Source organism: Mesorhizobium sp. LNHC221B00 (genome assembly GCF_000502935.1).
GTDB classification, from domain to species: domain Bacteria; phylum Pseudomonadota; class Alphaproteobacteria; order Rhizobiales; family Rhizobiaceae; genus Mesorhizobium; species Mesorhizobium opportunistum.
Genome location: NZ_AYWR01000004.1, coordinates 98,864 through 115,502, shown reverse-complemented (window position 1 = coordinate 115,502; position 16,639 = coordinate 98,864). Strand labels below are relative to the sequence as shown.

17 protein-coding genes are annotated in these 16,639 nt (G+C 63.8%); 14 read left to right on the top strand and 3 right to left on the bottom strand.

Annotation, left to right across the window (positions count from 1 at the left end; translation table 11 throughout):
- Window position 1: 1 nt before the first annotated feature.
- From X741_RS159345 to X741_RS159360, 4 genes are all read left to right on the top strand, one after another.
- Entirely contained in the window at window positions 2–1,030 is a 1,029-nt protein-coding gene (locus X741_RS159345; RefSeq protein WP_023776837.1) for a thiamine pyrophosphate-dependent dehydrogenase E1 component subunit alpha, read from the top strand.
- Window positions 1,030–2,028 carry an alpha-ketoacid dehydrogenase subunit beta gene (locus X741_RS159350; protein WP_023776836.1) on the top strand — a complete coding sequence of 333 codons (999 nt, stop codon included), beginning with the start codon at window positions 1,030–1,032 and terminating at the stop codon, window positions 2,026–2,028. Before X741_RS159345 ends, X741_RS159350 begins: the two co-directional genes overlap by 1 nt.
- A 3-nt stretch (window positions 2,029–2,031) precedes the next feature.
- On the top strand, window positions 2,032–3,435 hold the full coding sequence (locus X741_RS159355; RefSeq protein WP_023776835.1) for a pyruvate dehydrogenase complex dihydrolipoamide acetyltransferase: 1,404 nt from the start codon (window positions 2,032–2,034) through the stop codon (window positions 3,433–3,435).
- A gap of 112 nt (window positions 3,436–3,547) precedes the next feature.
- Entirely contained in the window at window positions 3,548–3,916 is a 369-nt protein-coding gene (locus X741_RS159360) for a hypothetical protein (RefSeq protein ID WP_023776834.1), read from the top strand.
- Window positions 3,917–3,939: 23 nt separating this feature from the next.
- Here X741_RS159360 and X741_RS159365 read toward each other — a convergent pair whose 3' ends face one another.
- Window positions 3,940–4,911, bottom strand: a complete 972-nt coding sequence (locus X741_RS159365) for a sugar-binding domain-containing protein (RefSeq protein WP_023776833.1) — start codon at window positions 4,909–4,911, stop codon at window positions 3,940–3,942.
- Window positions 4,912–5,174: 263 nt separating this feature from the next.
- Between X741_RS159365 and X741_RS159370 the strand changes: the two genes are divergently transcribed.
- From X741_RS159370 to X741_RS159395, 6 genes are all read left to right on the top strand, one after another.
- Entirely contained in the window at window positions 5,175–6,161 is a 987-nt protein-coding gene (locus tag X741_RS159370) for an ABC transporter substrate-binding protein (RefSeq protein ID WP_023776832.1), read from the top strand.
- A gap of 89 nt (window positions 6,162–6,250) precedes the next feature.
- On the top strand, window positions 6,251–7,954 hold the full coding sequence (locus tag X741_RS159375) for an iron ABC transporter permease (RefSeq protein ID WP_023776831.1): 1,704 nt from the start codon (window positions 6,251–6,253) through the stop codon (window positions 7,952–7,954).
- Window positions 7,942–9,015 (top strand): ABC transporter ATP-binding protein, encoded by a 1,074-nt coding sequence (locus X741_RS159380; RefSeq protein WP_023776830.1) that lies wholly within the window; start codon window positions 7,942–7,944, stop codon window positions 9,013–9,015. The genes X741_RS159375 and X741_RS159380 overlap by 13 nt, the downstream gene beginning before the upstream one ends.
- Window positions 9,015–10,175: an MBL fold metallo-hydrolase gene (locus X741_RS159385; protein ID WP_023776829.1), complete on the top strand. Its 1,161-nt coding sequence runs from the start codon at window positions 9,015–9,017 to the stop codon at window positions 10,173–10,175. The genes X741_RS159380 and X741_RS159385 overlap by 1 nt, the downstream gene beginning before the upstream one ends.
- A gap of 70 nt (window positions 10,176–10,245) precedes the next feature.
- Complete coding sequence (locus X741_RS159390) at window positions 10,246–10,989, top strand: 5'/3'-nucleotidase SurE (protein WP_023776828.1); 744 nt, start codon at window positions 10,246–10,248, stop codon at window positions 10,987–10,989.
- A 105-nt stretch (window positions 10,990–11,094) separates the two neighbouring features.
- On the top strand, window positions 11,095–12,186 hold the full coding sequence (locus tag X741_RS159395; RefSeq protein WP_023776827.1) for a DUF930 domain-containing protein: 1,092 nt from the start codon (window positions 11,095–11,097) through the stop codon (window positions 12,184–12,186).
- A 19-nt stretch (window positions 12,187–12,205) separates the two neighbouring features.
- Here the strand turns inward: X741_RS159395 and X741_RS159400 are convergent, their stop codons facing one another.
- Both X741_RS159400 and X741_RS159405 read right to left on the bottom strand, forming a co-directional pair.
- Window positions 12,206–12,880, bottom strand: coding sequence for an HAD family phosphatase (locus tag X741_RS159400; protein WP_023776826.1), 675 nt, complete (start codon window positions 12,878–12,880; stop codon window positions 12,206–12,208).
- A gap of 80 nt (window positions 12,881–12,960) precedes the next feature.
- Complete coding sequence (locus X741_RS159405) at window positions 12,961–13,602, bottom strand: hypothetical protein (RefSeq protein ID WP_023763811.1); 642 nt, start codon at window positions 13,600–13,602, stop codon at window positions 12,961–12,963.
- Window positions 13,603–13,794: 192 nt separating this feature from the next.
- Between X741_RS159405 and X741_RS159410 the strand changes: the two genes are divergently transcribed.
- The 4 genes from X741_RS159410 (at window position 13,795) to X741_RS159425 (ending at window position 16,584) form a co-directional block, all read left to right on the top strand.
- Window positions 13,795–14,232, top strand: a complete 438-nt coding sequence (locus X741_RS159410; protein WP_013892732.1) for a transcriptional regulator GutM — start codon at window positions 13,795–13,797, stop codon at window positions 14,230–14,232.
- Between the two features lie 52 nt (window positions 14,233–14,284).
- Window positions 14,285–15,046, top strand: coding sequence for a PTS glucitol/sorbitol transporter subunit IIC (locus X741_RS159415; protein WP_031249864.1), 762 nt, complete (start codon window positions 14,285–14,287; stop codon window positions 15,044–15,046).
- Between the two features lie 16 nt (window positions 15,047–15,062).
- Window positions 15,063–16,067: a PTS glucitol/sorbitol transporter subunit IIB gene (locus X741_RS159420; protein ID WP_023776824.1), complete on the top strand. Its 1,005-nt coding sequence runs from the start codon at window positions 15,063–15,065 to the stop codon at window positions 16,065–16,067.
- A gap of 136 nt (window positions 16,068–16,203) precedes the next feature.
- Window positions 16,204–16,584 carry a PTS glucitol/sorbitol transporter subunit IIA gene (locus X741_RS159425; protein WP_023776823.1) on the top strand — a complete coding sequence of 127 codons (381 nt, stop codon included), beginning with the start codon at window positions 16,204–16,206 and terminating at the stop codon, window positions 16,582–16,584.
- Window positions 16,585–16,639: the final 55 nt, after the last annotated feature.

Genomic DNA, 16,639 nt, shown 5'->3' with positions numbered 1-16,639 from the left:
CATGGCTGGATTGAGCAAAGCCGTGGCGGACAGCCGCGCCAACCTGCCCTTCGTCTATCGCCAGTACAGCGCCGAGCAGCTCAAGCAGGTGCTCTACAAAATGTACCTCATCCGCCGCTTCGAAGAGGGCGCGGAGGAGTGCTACACGCGCGGCCTCATCCACGGCACGATGCATTTGTCGATCGGCCAGGAGGCCAGCGCCATGGGCATCTGCATGCCGCTTGGCGAGGATGACCAGATCACCTCGACCCATCGCGGCCACGGCCACTGCATCGCCAAGGGCGCCGAGGTCAAGCGCATGTTCGCCGAGTTCTTCGGCAAGACCACGGGCTACTGCAAGGGGCGTGGCGGCTCGATGCACATCGCCGATGTCGGGAAGGGCAATCTCGGCGCCAACGGCATCGTCGGCGGCGGCATTCCGATCGCGGTGGGGGCAGCGCTCTCCTCCAAGAGGATGAAAACCGGCAAGGTTGTCGTGTCCTTCTTCGGCGATGGCGCCAACAATGAAGGCGCCTTCCACGAGGCGCTGAACATGGCCGCGATCTGGAAGCTGCCTGTCATTTTCGTCTGCGAGAACAATGGCTACGGCATGTCGACGTCGACGGCCCGTTCCACCGCGGTGAAGAACATCGCTGAGCGCGCCGCCGCCTATTCGATGCCGGGCGTCATCGTCAACGGCAACATCTTCTCCGAGGTTGCCGAGGCGTCCTACAAGGCCATCGAGCGTGCCCGTGCAGGCGAGGGGCCGACGCTGATCGAATCCAAGACGTACCGTCATCGCGGCCACTCCAAGAGCGACCGCAACCGCTATCGCACCAAGGAGGAGATCGAGGACTGGATGTCGAACCGCGACCCGATCACGCTGTTCGAAAACGAGCTGCGCGAATTCGGCTTCATCGACGACAAGGGCATCGAGGCCATCCGCGATGCGGTGGCGCGGGAAATCGCCGACGGCATCGAATTCGCCAAGGCAAGTCCGTCGCCGGACATCAGCGAGACTGGAAATTATGTCTATACGGAGCAGGCGTGATGGACGCGATGGTGCGTGAACTGAGCTACGCCCAGGCGATCCAGGAAGCCATGGCGATCGCCATGGACATGGACGAACGCGTCTTCCTGATGGGCGAGGATATCGGCGTCTATGGCGGCGCCTTCCAGGTGACCGGCGATCTGGTCGAGCGCTATGGCGCGGACCGCGTGATGGACACACCGATTTCGGAACTTGGCGGGGCGGGCGTCGCGGTCGGTGCGGCCCTCACCGGCATGCGGCCGATCTTCGAGTTCCAGTTTTCCGACTTCGCGACGCTCGCCATGGAGCAGATCGTCAACCAGGCGGCCAAGATGCGCTTCATGCTGGGCGGCGAGGTTTCGGTTCCCGTGGTGATGCGCTTTCCCGCCGGCTCCGGCACCGGCGCCGCCGCGCAGCACAGCCAGAGCCTGGAAGCCTGGCTCGGACACGTGCCTGGCCTCAAGGTCATCCAGCCGGCAACGCCCTACGATGCCAAGGGCATGCTTTTGGCGGCGGTCGCCGATCCCGATCCGGTGATGATCTTCGAGCACAAGCTGCTCTACAAGATGAAGGGCCCGGTGCCCGAAGGCTACTACACGGTGCCGATCGGCAAGGCGGATATTCGCCGCGAGGGCCGCGACCTCACCATTGTCGCCACCTCGATCATGGTGCAGAAGGCGCTCGACGCCGCGGCCACCCTGGAAGCCGAAGGCATCGATGTCGAGGTCGTCGACCTTAGGACCATCCGACCGATGGACAAGCAGACCGTCATCGACAGCGTCAAGAAGACGTCGCGGCTGATGTGCGTCTACGAAGCGGTCAAGACGCTGGGCATCGGCGCCGAGGTCAGCGCCATGATCGCCGAGAGCGAGGCGTTCGACTATCTCGACGCGCCGATCGTGCGGCTGGGCGGCGCCGAGACGCCGATCCCCTACAATCCGGAGCTGGAAAAGGCCACCGTGCCGCAGGTTCCCGACATCATCAGCGCCGCGCGCGACCTCGTGAAAGGGGTTCGCTGAGAGATGCCGACCGAAGTCATTCTTCCCAAGGTCGACATGGACATGGCGACCGGACAGATTTCGCGCTGGTTCGCCGAGGAAGGTGCCCACGTCAAGAAGGGCGACGTGCTGTTCGAGATCGAGACCGACAAGGCGGCGATGGAGATCGACGCACCGGCCAGCGGCGTCCTGCGCGACGTCACTGGCAAGGAAGGCGTCGATATCGCGGTGGGTGCGGCTGTTGCCTGGATCTACGCTGATGGGGAGGCGTATGGGGACAAGGCGCCAATCTCCCCCCTCGAGGGGGAGATGTCGGCGAAGCCGACAGAGGGGGTCGTCTCAGGAGGCACCGCTCCTGCGTTGAGCCTGGTCGAACCGACCCCACCCGACCGGCCTTTGGCTGGCCACCCTCCCCTCGACGGGGAGGGGAAAACCCGCGCGACGCCTTTGGCTCGGCGCTTGGCTCGTGAAGCAGGCATTGCACTTTCCAATATCGCAGGCACGGGTCCATACGGCCGTGTTGTAAAAGCCGACATAGACGCCGCGCTTTCCTCCCCCCTTGAGGGGGAGGTGTCCGCGAAGCGGACGGAGGGGGTCGCCTCAGAAGGCACCTCCTTCGCGCCGACCCCAGTCGAGCCGACCCCACCCGACCGGCCTGCGGCCGGCTACCCTCCCCTCAAGGGGGAGGGGGACGTGCTGCGGCTGTTCGAGCAAGGCTCCTACGAACTCGTCCCGCACGACAATATGCGCAAGACCATCGCGCGGCGCCTGGTCGAGGCCAAGACCACCATCCCGCATTTCTATTTGACGCTCGACTGCGAGCTCGATGCGCTCTTGGCATTGCGCACGCAGATCAATGCGGCGGCGCCGATGAAGAAGACCGAAAAGGGCGATGCTCCGGCCTACAAGCTGTCGGTCAACGACATGGTCATCAAGGCGATGGCGCTGGCCTTGAAGGCGGTGCCGGATGCCAACGCCTCGTGGACCGAAAGCGCCATGGTCAAGCACAAGCATGCCGATGTCGGCGTTGCCGTCTCGATCCCCGGCGGCCTGATCACGCCGATCATCCGCAAAGCGGACGAAAAGACGCTGTCCACCATCTCCAACGAGATGAAGGACCTGGCAAGCCGTGCCCGCAGCCGCAAGCTGAAGCCGGAAGAGTATCAGGGCGGTACGACGGCGGTTTCGAATCTGGGCATGTTCGGCATCAAGGACTTTGCCGCCGTCATCAACCCGCCGCATGCGACGATCCTGGCGGTCGGTGCCGGCGAGGAGCGGGCGGTGGTCAAGAACGGCGAGATCAAAATCGCCACCGTGATGTCGGTGACGCTGTCGACCGATCATCGCGCCGTCGATGGCGCGCTCGGCGCCGAACTGCTCGTCGCCTTCAAGCGGCTGATCGAAAATCCGATGGGCATGCTGGTCTAGCCCTCTGTTGCAAGCCGGTGCCGATTGGTGCGCCGGCTTACGACGGAAATGACTTGTCAGGCGCCGACCCTTGACCCATCTTCTCTGTGGACCGCGATCCAGGGAGGCCAGCATGCCCGCATTCGACCCATCTGGTGTCAAAACCCTGTTTGGCAAGGTCATGGGCGCCTCGCCATCCGACATCAAGCTGGTGGCGCAGCGCCTGCACGACCATGCCTTCGAACCGCGCATGTCGGCGGAAGAGACGAAGCAGCTTGTCGCAAGCCTCGGCTACGACAACTTGGATGCATTCTGTGCCGATATCGGCCTGCCCATGCATATCGCCGAGCGGTGGAACCGGCTTGGCGTTTCCGGCGAGATGAAGCAGGTGTTCACGCTGCTGGCTGCCCAGCGCAAGCGAGTGGCCGAGGCGATCGCCGAATTCGAATCCATGACCCATGTCGGCGTCGAGGATTTTTTGCGCGAACGCGGACTTATCTAGCTCGAACAGGAATCGAAGCTCTCCTAACCGCTTTTCGCCAGCAGCGCGGTCGCCGTGTCGCTGTCGGTGATCAGCACATTGATGCTGACGGCCTTCAGCGCGGCGAGGATCGCGGCCACCTTGCGTTTTCCGCCGGCGGCCAGCACGACATTCGGCACCTGGCCGACCATTTCGAGATCGATGGCCATGACGCGCCCATTGACCTCGTGGTCGACCAGCCTGCCCGCGGCATCGACGAAGTAGCACAGCATGTTGGCGACCGCGCCTTTCGCCTTCAGCGACGCGATCAGCGACGACGGCACGATGCCGTGCCGGAAGATGGTGGCGTCCGGCGACATGTCGCCGACCGTGAGCAACGCGATGTCGGCGGCGGCCGCGCGCTGCCGCACATCCAGCAGGGTCGGCTGCGCCCACAGGAGATCGCGAAGCGAGGGATCGTCGACCGTCACCGGCGCGGTGATCTGATAGCTGTCGACCTCGAAGACATCGGCGACCTTGGCGGCGACGATCGACGGGTTGATCCATTGCGAATGCGGCAGGCTGCCGACCAGCGCCACCACCGAGGCGCGCTTCAACTGCCGGCGGGCGAGAAAGCCCAGGCTGGCATGCAGCGTCGCGCCGCCGCCGATGGCGAGCGTCATGCCGTCCTGCATCTGCTCGCCGAGAAAGGCGGCGACGGCGTGGCCGATCGCCTTTTCCAGATGGTCCTGGGCCGAGGGCGTCGGAATGACGACCGCGGCATTGAGGCTCCAGCGCTTCTCAAGCGCCCGTTCGAGCGCCACCTGCTCGGCGGTCGGCGCGTTGATCATGGTGACGACGATGCCTTCGGCGGTGCAGGCGGCCAGCGTGCGCATGACCTTTACCCGGGAGACATCGAGCTTTTCGGCGATCTGCTCCTGCGTGAAGCCCTCGACGTAGTAGAGCCAGGCCGTCTTGACGTTGAGATCGGACGACACCATCGGCAAAAGGGCCGGTGTGGATTTCTGCGTGGGCATGTCTTCTCGTCCCTCATCAGCCATGGCCGGGCCGCGTTCTCCTCATCGGAGAAACGCCGGCCGGATGTCAACCGGATGCCGGGTTGCGGCCTGCCGATAGTTGCACATCTCTGTTCATTTGTAATTGACATTGTACATATGAACATATTTTGTGCGTTTCACGCGCTATGTCATCCACCAGTCATATGCGCCGTGCAGGGAGGAAGAGACGGGGAGCCGGCCTGGGGCCGGACCGGTCATGCACAGACAAGACAGGAGGTCTCATGAAGACGCATTTCGTCAAGCTGCTGGCCAGCCAGCTGGCGCTCTCGGCAACTTTGTTTGTCGGCGTGGCAAACGCCGAAACACTGACGCTCTACACATCGCAGCCCGAGGCCGACGCGGCCAAGACCGTGGACGCCTTCAAGAAGGCGCAGCCCGGCATCGACGTGACCATCTATCGCTCCGGAACCAGCGACATCCTGACCAAGATGGCGGCCGAGTTCGCCGCCGGCAGCCCGCAGCCCGACGTGCTTCTGATCGCCGACGCGGTCTCGATGGAGCTGTTGAAGAAGGACGGCCGGCTGATGCCTTATCCCGAGGCAAAGCTCGACGGCATCGAGGCCGATGCCTATGATTCCGACAAGACCTATTTCGGAAGCAAGCTGATCACCACTGGCATCGTCTACAACACCGCGGCCGCCGAAAAGCCGGAGCATTGGGCCGATCTCGCCAAGCCCGCCTATGCCGATGGCCTGGTCATGCCGAGCCCGCTCTATTCGGGGGCAGCCGCCTACCTGCTCTCGGGCTTCGTCGGCGACGCCAATTATGGCTGGGATTTCTTCCAGAAGCTGAAGACCAACAACACCGTCAGCGTGCGTGGCAATGGCGCGGTGCTGAAGTCGGTGGCATCGGGCGAGAAGCCCTATGGCATCCTGGTCGACTTCATGGCGATGAATGCCAAGAAGAAGGGCTCGCCGGTCGAGTTCGTGTTCCCCAGCGAGGGCGTGCCCGCCGTGACCGAACCGGTCGCCATCATGAAGACCGCCAAGAATGTGGAAGGCGCCAAGAAGTTCGTCGACTTCATTCTTTCCGATGACGGCCAGAAGCTGGCGCTGTCCATGGGCTACCTGCCGGCGCGCGCCTCGATTGGCCGTCCCGACTGGATGCCGGAAGGCGTCAAGGTCAAGGTGATGTCGTTCGACACCAAGGCGATCGTCGCCAAGACAGACGCCGACAAGGCGAAGTTCTCCGAGCTGTTCGGCGGCTGAGCAGGCAATCGCTTCGGGGTGCCGCCTCGACGGCATCCCGAAGCGCTACGAACAAAGCCGATCGCGGATCGATCTCAGGAAAATCAATCATGTCCACACGGATAAGGGAAAGTCGGGGCCAGGAAACGGCCCTGACGGCGGCGGTGGCCGTCGTCATCGTGCTGCTTTCCCTGCTGCCGATGCTGCGGCTCCTCAAGGAGATCGTGGCGCCTGGCGGCACGATGTCGACCGTGGCCATCGAGGCCGGGCTGAGAAGCCCGGCGACCTGGATCGCCACCTGGCACACGCTGGTCATCGGCATCGGCGGCACCCTGCTTGCGGTGCTGTCGGGAACGCTGGTGGCAGTTCTCGTCTCGCTGACGGACATTCGCGGCCGGAGCGCCCTGGTGCTTTGCTACGTCATGCCGTTGATGATCGCCCCGCAGGTGACGGCGCTGGCCTGGCTGCAACTGTTCGGCCCGGCCAGTCCGTTTCTCAAGCTGTTCGGCGCAGCACCGCCGCTAGGCACGAAAAACCCGCTCTATTCGACCTCGGGCATCATCCTGCTGCTCGGCGTGCAGTATGGCCCGCTGGTTTTCCTGCTGGTGCGCGCCGGCCTGCGCAAGCTGCCGCGCGAACTGGTCGAGGCGGCCCGCGCCGGCGGCGCCGGCTGGTTCACCGTGCTGGTCACCATCGTGCTGCCCCTGATGACGCCGTCGATCATGGCCGCGGCAGCACTCGCCTTCGTCTCCTGCGTCGGTAATTTCGGCATCCCGGCCTTCCTCGGCATTCCCGCCAACTATCTCGTGCTGCCGACGCTCATCTACCAGAAGCTGGCCGGCGGCGGCCCCGCCGTGCTTGGCGAAACGGCTTTCCTGTCGGTGCTGATCGGCGTCATCGCCATGGCGGGCATTCTCGCCCAGGAGCTCATGAGCCGCCGCCGCGACTACCGCATCAGTTCCACCTCGCTGCCGGCCGAGCCCTACGAGCTTGGCCGCTGGCGCCCCGCCGTCCAGGCCGGCATGTGGCTGCTGATCGTGCTGGTGCTGTTCCTGCCCTTGTTCGGGCTGGTGCTGACCTCGCTGGTGCCCGGCTACGGCATTGCGCTCACCGCCAAGACGGCGACGCTCGACAATTATCGCTTCGTGCTGTTCGAGCACGATGCGGCGAGTCGCGCCTTCTTCAACAGTTTCTGGCTGTCGATCGCGGTGGCCTTCTTCGCGGTCCTCGTCGCCGTGCCGATCGGCTATCTGATCGCCTGGGGCAAGCAGCGCTGGGTGCGGCTGCTCAATCTATCGGTGGAGCTGCCCTATGCCTTGCCCGGCGTGGTGCTGGCGATCGCCTCGCTGCTGCTCTTCCTGCGGCCGATCCCGCTGACCGGCATCCAGCTCTACAACACCGTCTGGATCATCCTCTACGCCTACCTCGCCCGCTTCCTGGTGCTGGCGCTGCGGCCGACCATCAGCGGCTATCACCAGATCGACCGGGCGCTGGAAGAGGCGGCGCAGGTGGCGGGCGCCGGGCTGTTCACGCGCATGCGCACCATCATCTTTCCACTGGTGGCCCCGGCGGCGATCGCGGGCGGACTGCTGATCTTCATGACGGCGCTCAGCGAACTCACCGTGTCGGCGCTGCTTTGGTCGTCCGGGTCGGAGACGATCGGCGTCGTGATGTTTTCCTTCGAGCAGGGCGGCGATTCGAACTACGCGGCGGCGATGTCCGTCATCACGGTCGCGGTCGCCTTCGTGCTGATGCTGGTGACCAATCTGCTTGCCCCTCATCTTCCGAGTGGAGTTCTGCCATGGCGCGACTGACCCTGGACCATGTGACCAAGAGCTTCGCCGATTTCGACGCCCTGAAGGACGTATCGATCGACGTCGCCGACGGCGAGTTCCTGGCGGTGCTCGGGCCGTCCGGCTGCGGCAAGACCACGCTGCTGCGGCTCGTCGCCGGATTCGAGAAGGTGACGTCAGGCGAGATCCGCATCGGCAGCGAAATCGTGTCGGCCAAGGGCGGCAGCGTCGCGCCGGAAAAGCGGCGCGTCGGCATCGTCTTCCAGAACTACGCGCTGTGGCCGCATATGACGGTCGCCGAAAATATCGGCTATTCGCTGAAAGTGGCGAAGCTCGACAAAGCGGTGGCGCACCGGAAGGTCGAGGATGCACTCACCTTGGTCAACCTGCAGGGCTTGGGCGAGCGCAGGCCCGCCAATCTCTCCGGCGGCCAGCGTCAGCGCGTTGCCTTGGCGCGCTGTCTGGTCGCCGCGCCGTCGCTGGTGCTGTTCGACGAGCCGCTCGCCAATCTCGACGTGCATTTGAGAGCCTCGATGGAAGACGAGTTCGCCGCCTTCCACAAGCGCACGGGCACGACCATCGTCTACATCACCCACGACCAGGCCGAGGCGATGGCGCTGGCCGACCGCATCGCGGTGATGGATCACGGGCGCCTTGCGCAGCTGGCGACACCGCGCGAACTCTATCATGAGCCGGCAAATGAGATGGTGGCCTCCTTCATCTCGCAAGGAATTTTGCTCCCTGCCGATGTGCTGAGTGCCGAAAATGCCGGTCATTGCAAGGTCAGGGTTCTCGGAACCGAGTTGGTGGTGCGCTGCCGGGCCGGTGAGCAGCCACGCGCCGGCGCAAAGATATGCTGCCGCTCCGCCGATCTCGACGTTTCGCCTGACGGACCCGGCTTCGACGGCCTCGTCAAGCGGGTGATCTACCAGGGAGGTGCCGCGCGCATCGAATTCACGCCTTCCGCCGGTCCCGATCTCACCTTGCATTTCGAACAGCCCGATCCCGTGGTGCTGGAGAGCGGAGCCCAGGCTCGGCTGCGCATAAAGTCCGGTTGGCTGATCCCGGGGGCCGCACCGTGATGATGCTGGATTTGCTTGGCGGCTTTGGCGAAAAGGGCCGCACCAGCCTCGCAGTCAGCAGCGGCAGTGATCGCATCCTGCTCGATGTCGGCATCAAGGTTGGCGCGACGGGAGCGGAATACTATCCGGCGCTCGACGGTTCGGTCGCCGGCATCGACGCGGTCTTCGTCTCGCATGCGCATGAGGATCACGTCGGTGCGCTGAGTTGGCTGCTGTCGCGCGGCTATGCCGGCCCGATCTTCATGACGGCCGAGACCCGCGACGAGGCGCCGGCGACACTTGCCGCCTATGCCGATCCCGCGGACTTCAAGCGTTTTCCAATTCCAGACGATCGTATCGAAATCTTCGAACCCGGCGACACGCTGAAAAGCGGCAATCTGGCGATCAGGACGGGACGGTCGGGGCATGTCGTGGGCGGCGTCTGGTTCGCCGTCGATGACGGGAAAAGCCGTGTCGCCTATTCGGCCGATGTCGTGCCGGACAGCAACGTCTTCGTCATGGATATGATCCCGCACTGCGATCTCCTGGTCTTCGATGCCTCCTACGGCGCGGACCCTGTGCCGGGCGCGGCGCGGGCACGCGAAATTTCGCAGTGGGTGGCAAGGCATTCAAATGGGTGCCTGCTGCCGACGCCGCTGTCGGGACGATCGCTGGAGCTGATCGCGACCTTGCCGGGGCCGTTTGCCGTCCACGCCGGCATGCGTTCCTCGCTGGAAGCGCAGATCGGCGCCACGGCGGCCTTGCTGCCCGGGGTTTGCGAACTGCTGCGTGCCCGCTTGGCAAGTGCCGCCGACTGGACCGATGCGGATCCGTTGCCGCTTCTGCCGCTGCTCGCGGATGACGGCATGGGCGCCGCCGGTCCGTCGTCGCGCCTTCTGCCGCGCGCCGACCAGGCCGGGTTGCCGGTGCTTCTTACCGGACATCTGCCTGCCGGTTCACCGGGCGATCTCCTGCACAAGGCCGGCCGTGCCGACTGGGTGCGCATGCCCACCCATCCGACGCTTTCCGGCAATGTCGGTATCTGGGAGAAAGCGGGACGGCCCGACGCGCTCGGTCATTCCTGCACCACCGATCTCCTGGATGACCTGAAAAGCCACATCCCGTCGCTGCGCACTCAATGCCGTACCGGCCAACGCATCGCGGTGCCGCCTCTAAATTAAGGAGATCGAGCATGATGTCGTCCGAAAAACCGCTTCACACTTTTCGGCATCATGCTCTGGGGAGCGAACAATGAGAATCCTGATCTGCAACGATGACGGCATCGAAGCGCCGGGACTTGCCCGTCTCGTCAACGCCGTCACTGGTCTGAGCGACGACGTCTGGGTGGTCGCGCCCGACGGCAAGCGCACCGCCGCCGGGTCTTCGCTGACGATCGCGAGACCTTTGACGATGCGGCGCGTCAGGCCGAATTGGTATTCCTGCTCCGGCACGCCGGCCGATTGCGTGGTGAGCGCCATGACATGGCTCTTCGCCGATGAGAAGAAGCCGGACCTCGTGCTGTCGGGCGTCAATGACGGCCGCAACGTCGCCGAGGATCTCGCCTATTCCGGCACGCTCGGCATTGCGCGAGAAGCGACCTTCTGGGGCGTCCCGGCGATCGGCTTTTCGCGTGTGAAGAATCCTGATTTTACTGATGGCGACGACCACTGGCTCGGCACGTTGATTGCTTCATTGTGGGCATCGCGCGGGGATTGGACGAGCGAGGGCCATTGGCTCAGCGTCAACCTGCCGACTTCGCTGCCGGCCGAGATTCGTCAGCCACGCATTGGCCGCGACAAGATCGGGCGGACGGCCGAAATCCTGGAAAGCGGTGGCGATCGCACCGTCATCACCGTGCCGCGCGGTCGTGCCCATGCAAGCAAGCCGGGCGACGAGAACGCGGCGATCGATGCCGGCTTCGTCAGCATCAACCGGCTGAACTGGTTTGGCGAAACGCCGCTCGGCGAACGGTTTCTGGACGGGATTCTGGGCTGATCTTCTGCGCGTGATCATCCAGATCACCAAGCTGTCAGCGGCCAAATTGCGCCAAGCCTGTGCTTATGCTTGAAGCCGCCGCTATTTCATTCCACATCGGTCAGGATGAAGGACGAGGCACGAGAACGGCGTCGGAATCTGCTGTGGGGCATTCCCGCATCGCTGATCCTGCACGCGCTTATCGCGGCGCTGCTGGTTTATGGCCTGCGCGTGCCTCCCCCACAGCCGCTGGAGGAGCAGCCGGTCAATGTCGCGATCGTGCCGCCGCCCGAGACGCCTAAGCCGAAACCTGCGCCAAAGCCACCGGAGCCGAAACCTGAGAAGAAGGCTGAAAAGCCGCCTGAACAAAAGCCGCCTCCCGAACCGCCGAAACCATCAAACTACCACGTTCTGAAGCGCGTTTTCCAGTACGGCCAGAAAGATACCGGGCCGGAGAAATCGCTCGACGGTGGCAGCGCCAAGCCCAACACGCCGCCCACGCCGACCGAGCTTGCCCCGGCTGCAACGCCACAACAGAAGGCAGAGCCCAGCAAGCCGGACGAAAAGCCAGCCACCGTTGCGCCGGACGAAAAGCCCGCGCAAAGCGAGGAGAAGCAGGCGGCCGAGGGCACTGACAAACAGCCGCCGGAGGTCGCACCGCGACCCGCCGAAAAGCAAGCGGCCGTGACGCCAGAGCCATTGCCGCCTGAGACGGGTGGTAAGCCGGCGCCTCCAGCCTCGGCCGAAAAGGCAAAGCCCAAACCTTCAAAGCCTATGAAGTTCAAATCCGCAAGAGCCTTGAAGGCCCCAGGCGGGGATGCAGGGAAGCCAGGTTCGACGAACAACGAAGTTGCGGGATCGCCGATCTATTCCGGCCTTCCGGGTGTGCGAAAGCTCTACTCCCAGGGGGCAACCGGCAATGCGTTCGCCACAAGCTCCATGGAGAACGTGCCGCGCGATCAGCGCATTGCCAACCTTTGCGCCAACGTACTGAACCAGGAATTGCAGCAGGCCGACTATTCTCCCAAATGGCTGCCAACCATTCCGCTTAAGGCAGGCAACGTCCTCAGCCGACCGGAGGCCGCCTTCAGCACGATGACCACTTGGTACCAACTGAGCTTCCGGTGCGAGGTCGACACCGAGGCGACGAGGGTCTTGTCGTTCAACTTCCGTGTCGGCGCTGTGATCCCACGGAGCCAATGGCCGCGGCCTCTCTAGAATTGCTCCAACGCCTCGCCTAGGCGGGCACGCCGAGCCCAGATAATTGCCGGCTAACTTCATGCCAGTCGGCGCAGACGAAATCGGCGCCGGCCGCCGTCAGCCGCGCGCCATGCTCGGCATAGGTATGGCCGCCGCCGGTGTAGCCGATCGCCGTCATGCCGGCAGCGACCGCGCCCTGGATGCCGAAGGGGGAATCCTCGATGACGATGCAATCCGCCGGATTGGCGCCCATCCTGGCGGCGGCGAACAGGAAGATGTCGGGCGCGGGCTTGCCGTTCTTGACCATCGAGGAACTGTAGATCGCGTCACCGAAAAACCGCGCTAGGCCGGTGACGGCAAGGCTGTGGTTGATGCGCTCAACCGACGATGACGAGGCAACGCAGCGGTCGCCCTCGAGCGTTTCCAGGAACGCGGCGATCCCCGGCGTCGGGTTCAGCTCTTCGGAGAACAGGATCTTGGTCTCGGCCCAGATGTCGCCGTCCGCCGAAGCGGGAAACTGGTGACCGGTTAACTCTTTGATTCGGATGATGATGTCGGACTGCTTCATGCCGACGCACTGGGCGATGATGCCGCCATGGACGCCCGGCATGCCGTGCTTTTCATAGACGCGTTCATAGGCCTTGGCGGCCAGCGGCTCGCTGTCGACGAGGACGCCGTCGCAATCGAAAATGATGGGCCTTGGTCGCGCCACGCGCCTCTCTCCGGACTCGATCTCGCACATCGCTATCGGCAAAAAGTCAAATGTTCAATAGCGCGATGTTTGTGGTGGGGTCAAAGCTGGCGCAGCGCGTCGCTGGCGCGGGCGGATCCGAGCGCCCGTTGCATGGCTTGCCGGGACTGCGCGCGGTCCGGCGTGATCCAGTTCGGTTCGGCGCCGAGGAAGCGGTCGAGGAAAGCCACCGCATAGGCCGGCATCTCGGTGACGTTCTCGCGATAGGACCACCAGGTACGCAGATCGTCGGCACATTTGTCGATGCTGGGTGCCGTGCCGAATTCCTGCTCGTAGATCGCCGAAATGACCGAGACGCAGTAGTTGGTGTAGAGGAAGCCTTCCGGCCAGAAGCGGATGATTTCCAGCGTGCCGGCATTCTGGTCCGTCTCGATGAGCTGCGCGAGGCCCGAGATTTCCCTGGCCGGCGCCTGCTTGATCAATTCGCGCAGCACGAGGCCGGCGGCAAAGACGATGAAGTCGGCGCGGTCGACAGCGGCGAAGCGCTTCTGCTCTTCCATGATCTCGACCCAGTCGAGAAAAGCCCGGGTCAGCTTCGCCTCGTCGATCTCGAAACGCACGCCGAACGTGTCCGAGACCACCTTGGCGCTGCCGCGGAAGGTGGCGCGGAACCAGCGCAGCTGCCGCAACCGGTGGCGCAGGTCGGGCATGAGGGCCAGTTCGTCCCTGAAGGGCAGTTCCATTTCACGCATCCCGTTTCGTCACAGGCTAGCACAGCCGTGCCGCCGCCGAAATCGGCCGACGGCCCTGTGGATGACCGTGACCAGGGTCAATATCATACATATTGACATTCGCGGAAACAAATGTTCTCACTTTGCTGTTGTCGCGCGCCGGTCCAAGGTGAGCTTCAACTGAGACTTCGGGAGGAGAACCGAATGGCGATTTGGCAGTGGGGACTGCTTCTGCTGGTTATTGTGTGGGCGCTGCAGTCGCTCGGCGTCTGGCTGCAGATGCGGCACTATTCGGATGTCTTCCGCGGTGTCACCGACCAGTACAAGGACGGCTTCGTCGGAGCCGGCAATTTTCGCGGCCGGCTGGCCAAGGGCACCATCGCGCTGGTCGTGGTGACGCCTGACCTGGTCGTGCGCCGCGTGATGGTGATGAGCGGCCGTTCCGTCTTCACCAAATTCAAGAGATTTCAAGAATTCGAGGGCGTTGCCCTCGATCGACTCCGGTCCAACCCTGCAATCATGGGGGAGGGGGAACCCGGTGTGGCCGAGGCCGTGAAGCGCGCGATCGAGCAGATCGACAAAGCACGGTCGGAGCCGGGGAAGAAGCCGGGCCTATCCGGTTTGAACGTAGCAAGGGCCTAAAGCACGCCGCGCACCGACTGGGATAAACCGGCGGGCGGCATAAGGAGGAGAAATGTCTGTATTTTCGTTGTTGGTGCAGCATGCCGACATGGCCGTGCACAATCTGCATGTCGCAGGTGCCATGGTTTCGGATGCTGCTTTGCATGGCAAGCTCGCCGTCGAGCATGCCTCCGACCATCTCGTTGTCCTCGCACAGGCGGACAGCGGACCGATCACCGTCGATCAGTTCAAGGAAAAGCTGAAAGAGGTCCAGCAGGAAGAGCAGCTCGGCTGGCTGACCGCCATCGGCAAATACTTCATCGGCATCTTCCAGAAGGGCGGCGAAGTGTTCGCCGGCTTCGTCACCGGCATCATCCCGACGCTGGTGGTGCTGATGACCGGCTTCTACGCCGTCACCGAGCTGGTCGGCGAAGAACGCGTGCACGGCCTGGCGCGCGGCGCCGGCCGTATCGCGCTGACGCGCTACACGCTGCTGCCGCTGCTGGCGGTGTTCTTCCTCACCAATCCGATGGCCTATACGTTCGGATCGTTCCTGGAAGAAAAGCACAAGCCGGCCTTCTATGACGCGGCCGTGTCCTACGTGCATCCGCCGCTTGGCCTGTTCCCGCACATCAATCCCGGCGAATATTTCGTCTGGGGCGGCATTCTCGTCGCGCTTCTGGAGCTGGAAAAGAAGGGTGCGGTCGTTGCCGGTTACCACGTCAAGGTGGCGATCTGGTACGCCATCGTCGGCCTCGTCGTCATCCTGCTCAAGGGCATGCTGACCGAGCGCATCACCGCCATCATGGCACGCCGCCAGGGCGTAGAGCTGTAAGGGCGGGGAGGACAACATGGCCAAGACATACAAAGCCGTACGCATCTCCAGGGGCAACACAGGCTGGGGCGGCCCGCTCGTCATCGAGCCAACCGCGCAGCGCGACAAGATCGTCTCCGTTACGGGAGGCGGCATCCATCCCGTGGCACAGCTCATCGCCGACATGACCGGCGCCACGGCTGTCGACGGCTTCAAGGCGCCGCCTGTCGAAGGCGAGATGGCGGTCGTCGTCGTCGATTGCGGCGGTACCGCCCGCTGCGGCGTCTACCCGCGCAAGCGCATCCCGACCGTCAACCTGACGCCGGTCGGCCAGGCTGGGCCGCTCGCCCAGTTCATCACGGAAGACATCTACGTTTCGGGCGTGAAGCCGGCCAACGTCACAATGGCGGACGGATCTGAAACGGTCACCACTGCGGGGGGAGCAGCATCGATGGGTTCAAGCAATAGCAATGCAGCCGCGGCACCACAGCCGCTGCCGAGCGAAGGCGGGCTTATCGGCCTGATCAGCTCGATCGGCCGCGTCATGGGTCGTGTGGTCGGCATCTTCTTCAATTCCGGCCGCCGCACCATCGACCAGGTCGTGCGCAACGTGCTGCCGTTCATGGCCTTCGTGACCATGCTCATCGGCCTGATCCTGTACACCGGCATCGGCGACGTGCTGGCCCAGCCGATGGGACCGCTGGCCAACAACATCGTCGGCCTGCTGATCATCTCGGCAATCTGCGGCCTGCCGTTCCTGTCGCCCATCCTCGGGCCAGGCGCGGTCATCGCGCAGGTCATCGGCGTCGCCATCATCGGTCCGCAGATCGCCAACGGCACGATTTCGCCGGCGATGGCCCTGCCGGCGCTGTTTGCCTACAACACCCAGGTCGGCTGCGACTTCGTTCCGGTCGGCCTGGCGCTGGGCGAAGCCAAGCCGAAGACGATCGAAATCGGTGTGCCGGCGGTGCTCATCAGCCGCCAGATCATGGGTCCGGTCTCGGTGCTGATCGCCTGGGTCGTCAGCCTGATCGTGTTTTAAGAAGCAATTCCAGGAAAAGTGTTCCACGGTTTTCCGTCCGGAATTGCTTCAAAACAAAAGAGATAGAGTGGCTCGCCGTTTCCATAAAGCGATGAGCCACTCTATCTCAGGAGAGTTGGAAAATGAGGTTCGCCATATGACGGTTCTGTTGAGAACACGGGTCACAGCCATCGGACCCGAAGTGGCGGACCTTGCCGAAGGGGGCGTGGTCATCCTGTTCGCGGATGGCTCGCCGCCCGAGCTCGCCGAGGTTTCCGTGCTCCACAAGATGGAGCACGGACCCAGCGACGGCGCGCCCCAGAAGGGCGCGTCGATCACCCTTGGCGATGTTTCCGCGACCATAACCGCGGTCGGCTCCAGCGCATGGAGCAAGGTCCTGGAGATGGGCCACGTCGTGATCTCGTTCAACGGCGCCAGCGAGGCCGAGAGGCCGGGCGAGATCTGTGCATCGCAGGTCGATACACAAGCGCTCGTGACCGCCCTGAAGACAGACGCGATCATCACCATCGCCGCCTGAAAGCATCGCGCCGCGACCCATCTGGTTTTGGCGCGCAAAAAAGCAGAGTATTTGC

Bases quoted from the DNA above. Each gene is read 5' to 3' on its own strand.
- X741_RS159425 (WP_023776823.1), top strand. From the start codon at position 16,204: ATGACGGTTCTGTTGAGAACACGGGTCACAGCCATCGGACCCGAAGTG.
- X741_RS159375 (WP_023776831.1), top strand. From the start codon at position 6,251: ATGTCCACACGGATAAGGGAAAGTCGGGGCCAGGAAACGGCCCTGACG.
- X741_RS159370 (WP_023776832.1), top strand. From the start codon at position 5,175: ATGAAGACGCATTTCGTCAAGCTGCTGGCCAGCCAGCTGGCGCTCTCG.
- X741_RS159350 (WP_023776836.1), top strand. From the start codon at position 1,030: ATGGACGCGATGGTGCGTGAACTGAGCTACGCCCAGGCGATCCAGGAA.
- X741_RS159360 (WP_023776834.1), top strand. From the start codon at position 3,548: ATGCCCGCATTCGACCCATCTGGTGTCAAAACCCTGTTTGGCAAGGTC.
- X741_RS159405 (WP_023763811.1), bottom strand. From the start codon at position 13,602: ATGGAACTGCCCTTCAGGGACGAACTGGCCCTCATGCCCGACCTGCGC.
- X741_RS159380 (WP_023776830.1), top strand. From the start codon at position 7,942: ATGGCGCGACTGACCCTGGACCATGTGACCAAGAGCTTCGCCGATTTC.
- X741_RS159395 (WP_023776827.1), top strand. From the start codon at position 11,095: ATGAAGGACGAGGCACGAGAACGGCGTCGGAATCTGCTGTGGGGCATT.
- X741_RS159415 (WP_031249864.1), top strand. From the start codon at position 14,285: ATGTCTGTATTTTCGTTGTTGGTGCAGCATGCCGACATGGCCGTGCAC.
- X741_RS159355 (WP_023776835.1), top strand. From the start codon at position 2,032: ATGCCGACCGAAGTCATTCTTCCCAAGGTCGACATGGACATGGCGACC.
- X741_RS159385 (WP_023776829.1), top strand. From the start codon at position 9,015: ATGATGCTGGATTTGCTTGGCGGCTTTGGCGAAAAGGGCCGCACCAGC.
- X741_RS159390 (WP_023776828.1), top strand. From the start codon at position 10,246: ATGAGAATCCTGATCTGCAACGATGACGGCATCGAAGCGCCGGGACTT.
- X741_RS159345 (WP_023776837.1), top strand. From the start codon at position 2: ATGGCTGGATTGAGCAAAGCCGTGGCGGACAGCCGCGCCAACCTGCCC.
- X741_RS159410 (WP_013892732.1), top strand. From the start codon at position 13,795: ATGGCGATTTGGCAGTGGGGACTGCTTCTGCTGGTTATTGTGTGGGCG.
- X741_RS159420 (WP_023776824.1), top strand. From the start codon at position 15,063: ATGGCCAAGACATACAAAGCCGTACGCATCTCCAGGGGCAACACAGGC.
- X741_RS159365 (WP_023776833.1), bottom strand. From the start codon at position 4,911: ATGCCCACGCAGAAATCCACACCGGCCCTTTTGCCGATGGTGTCGTCC.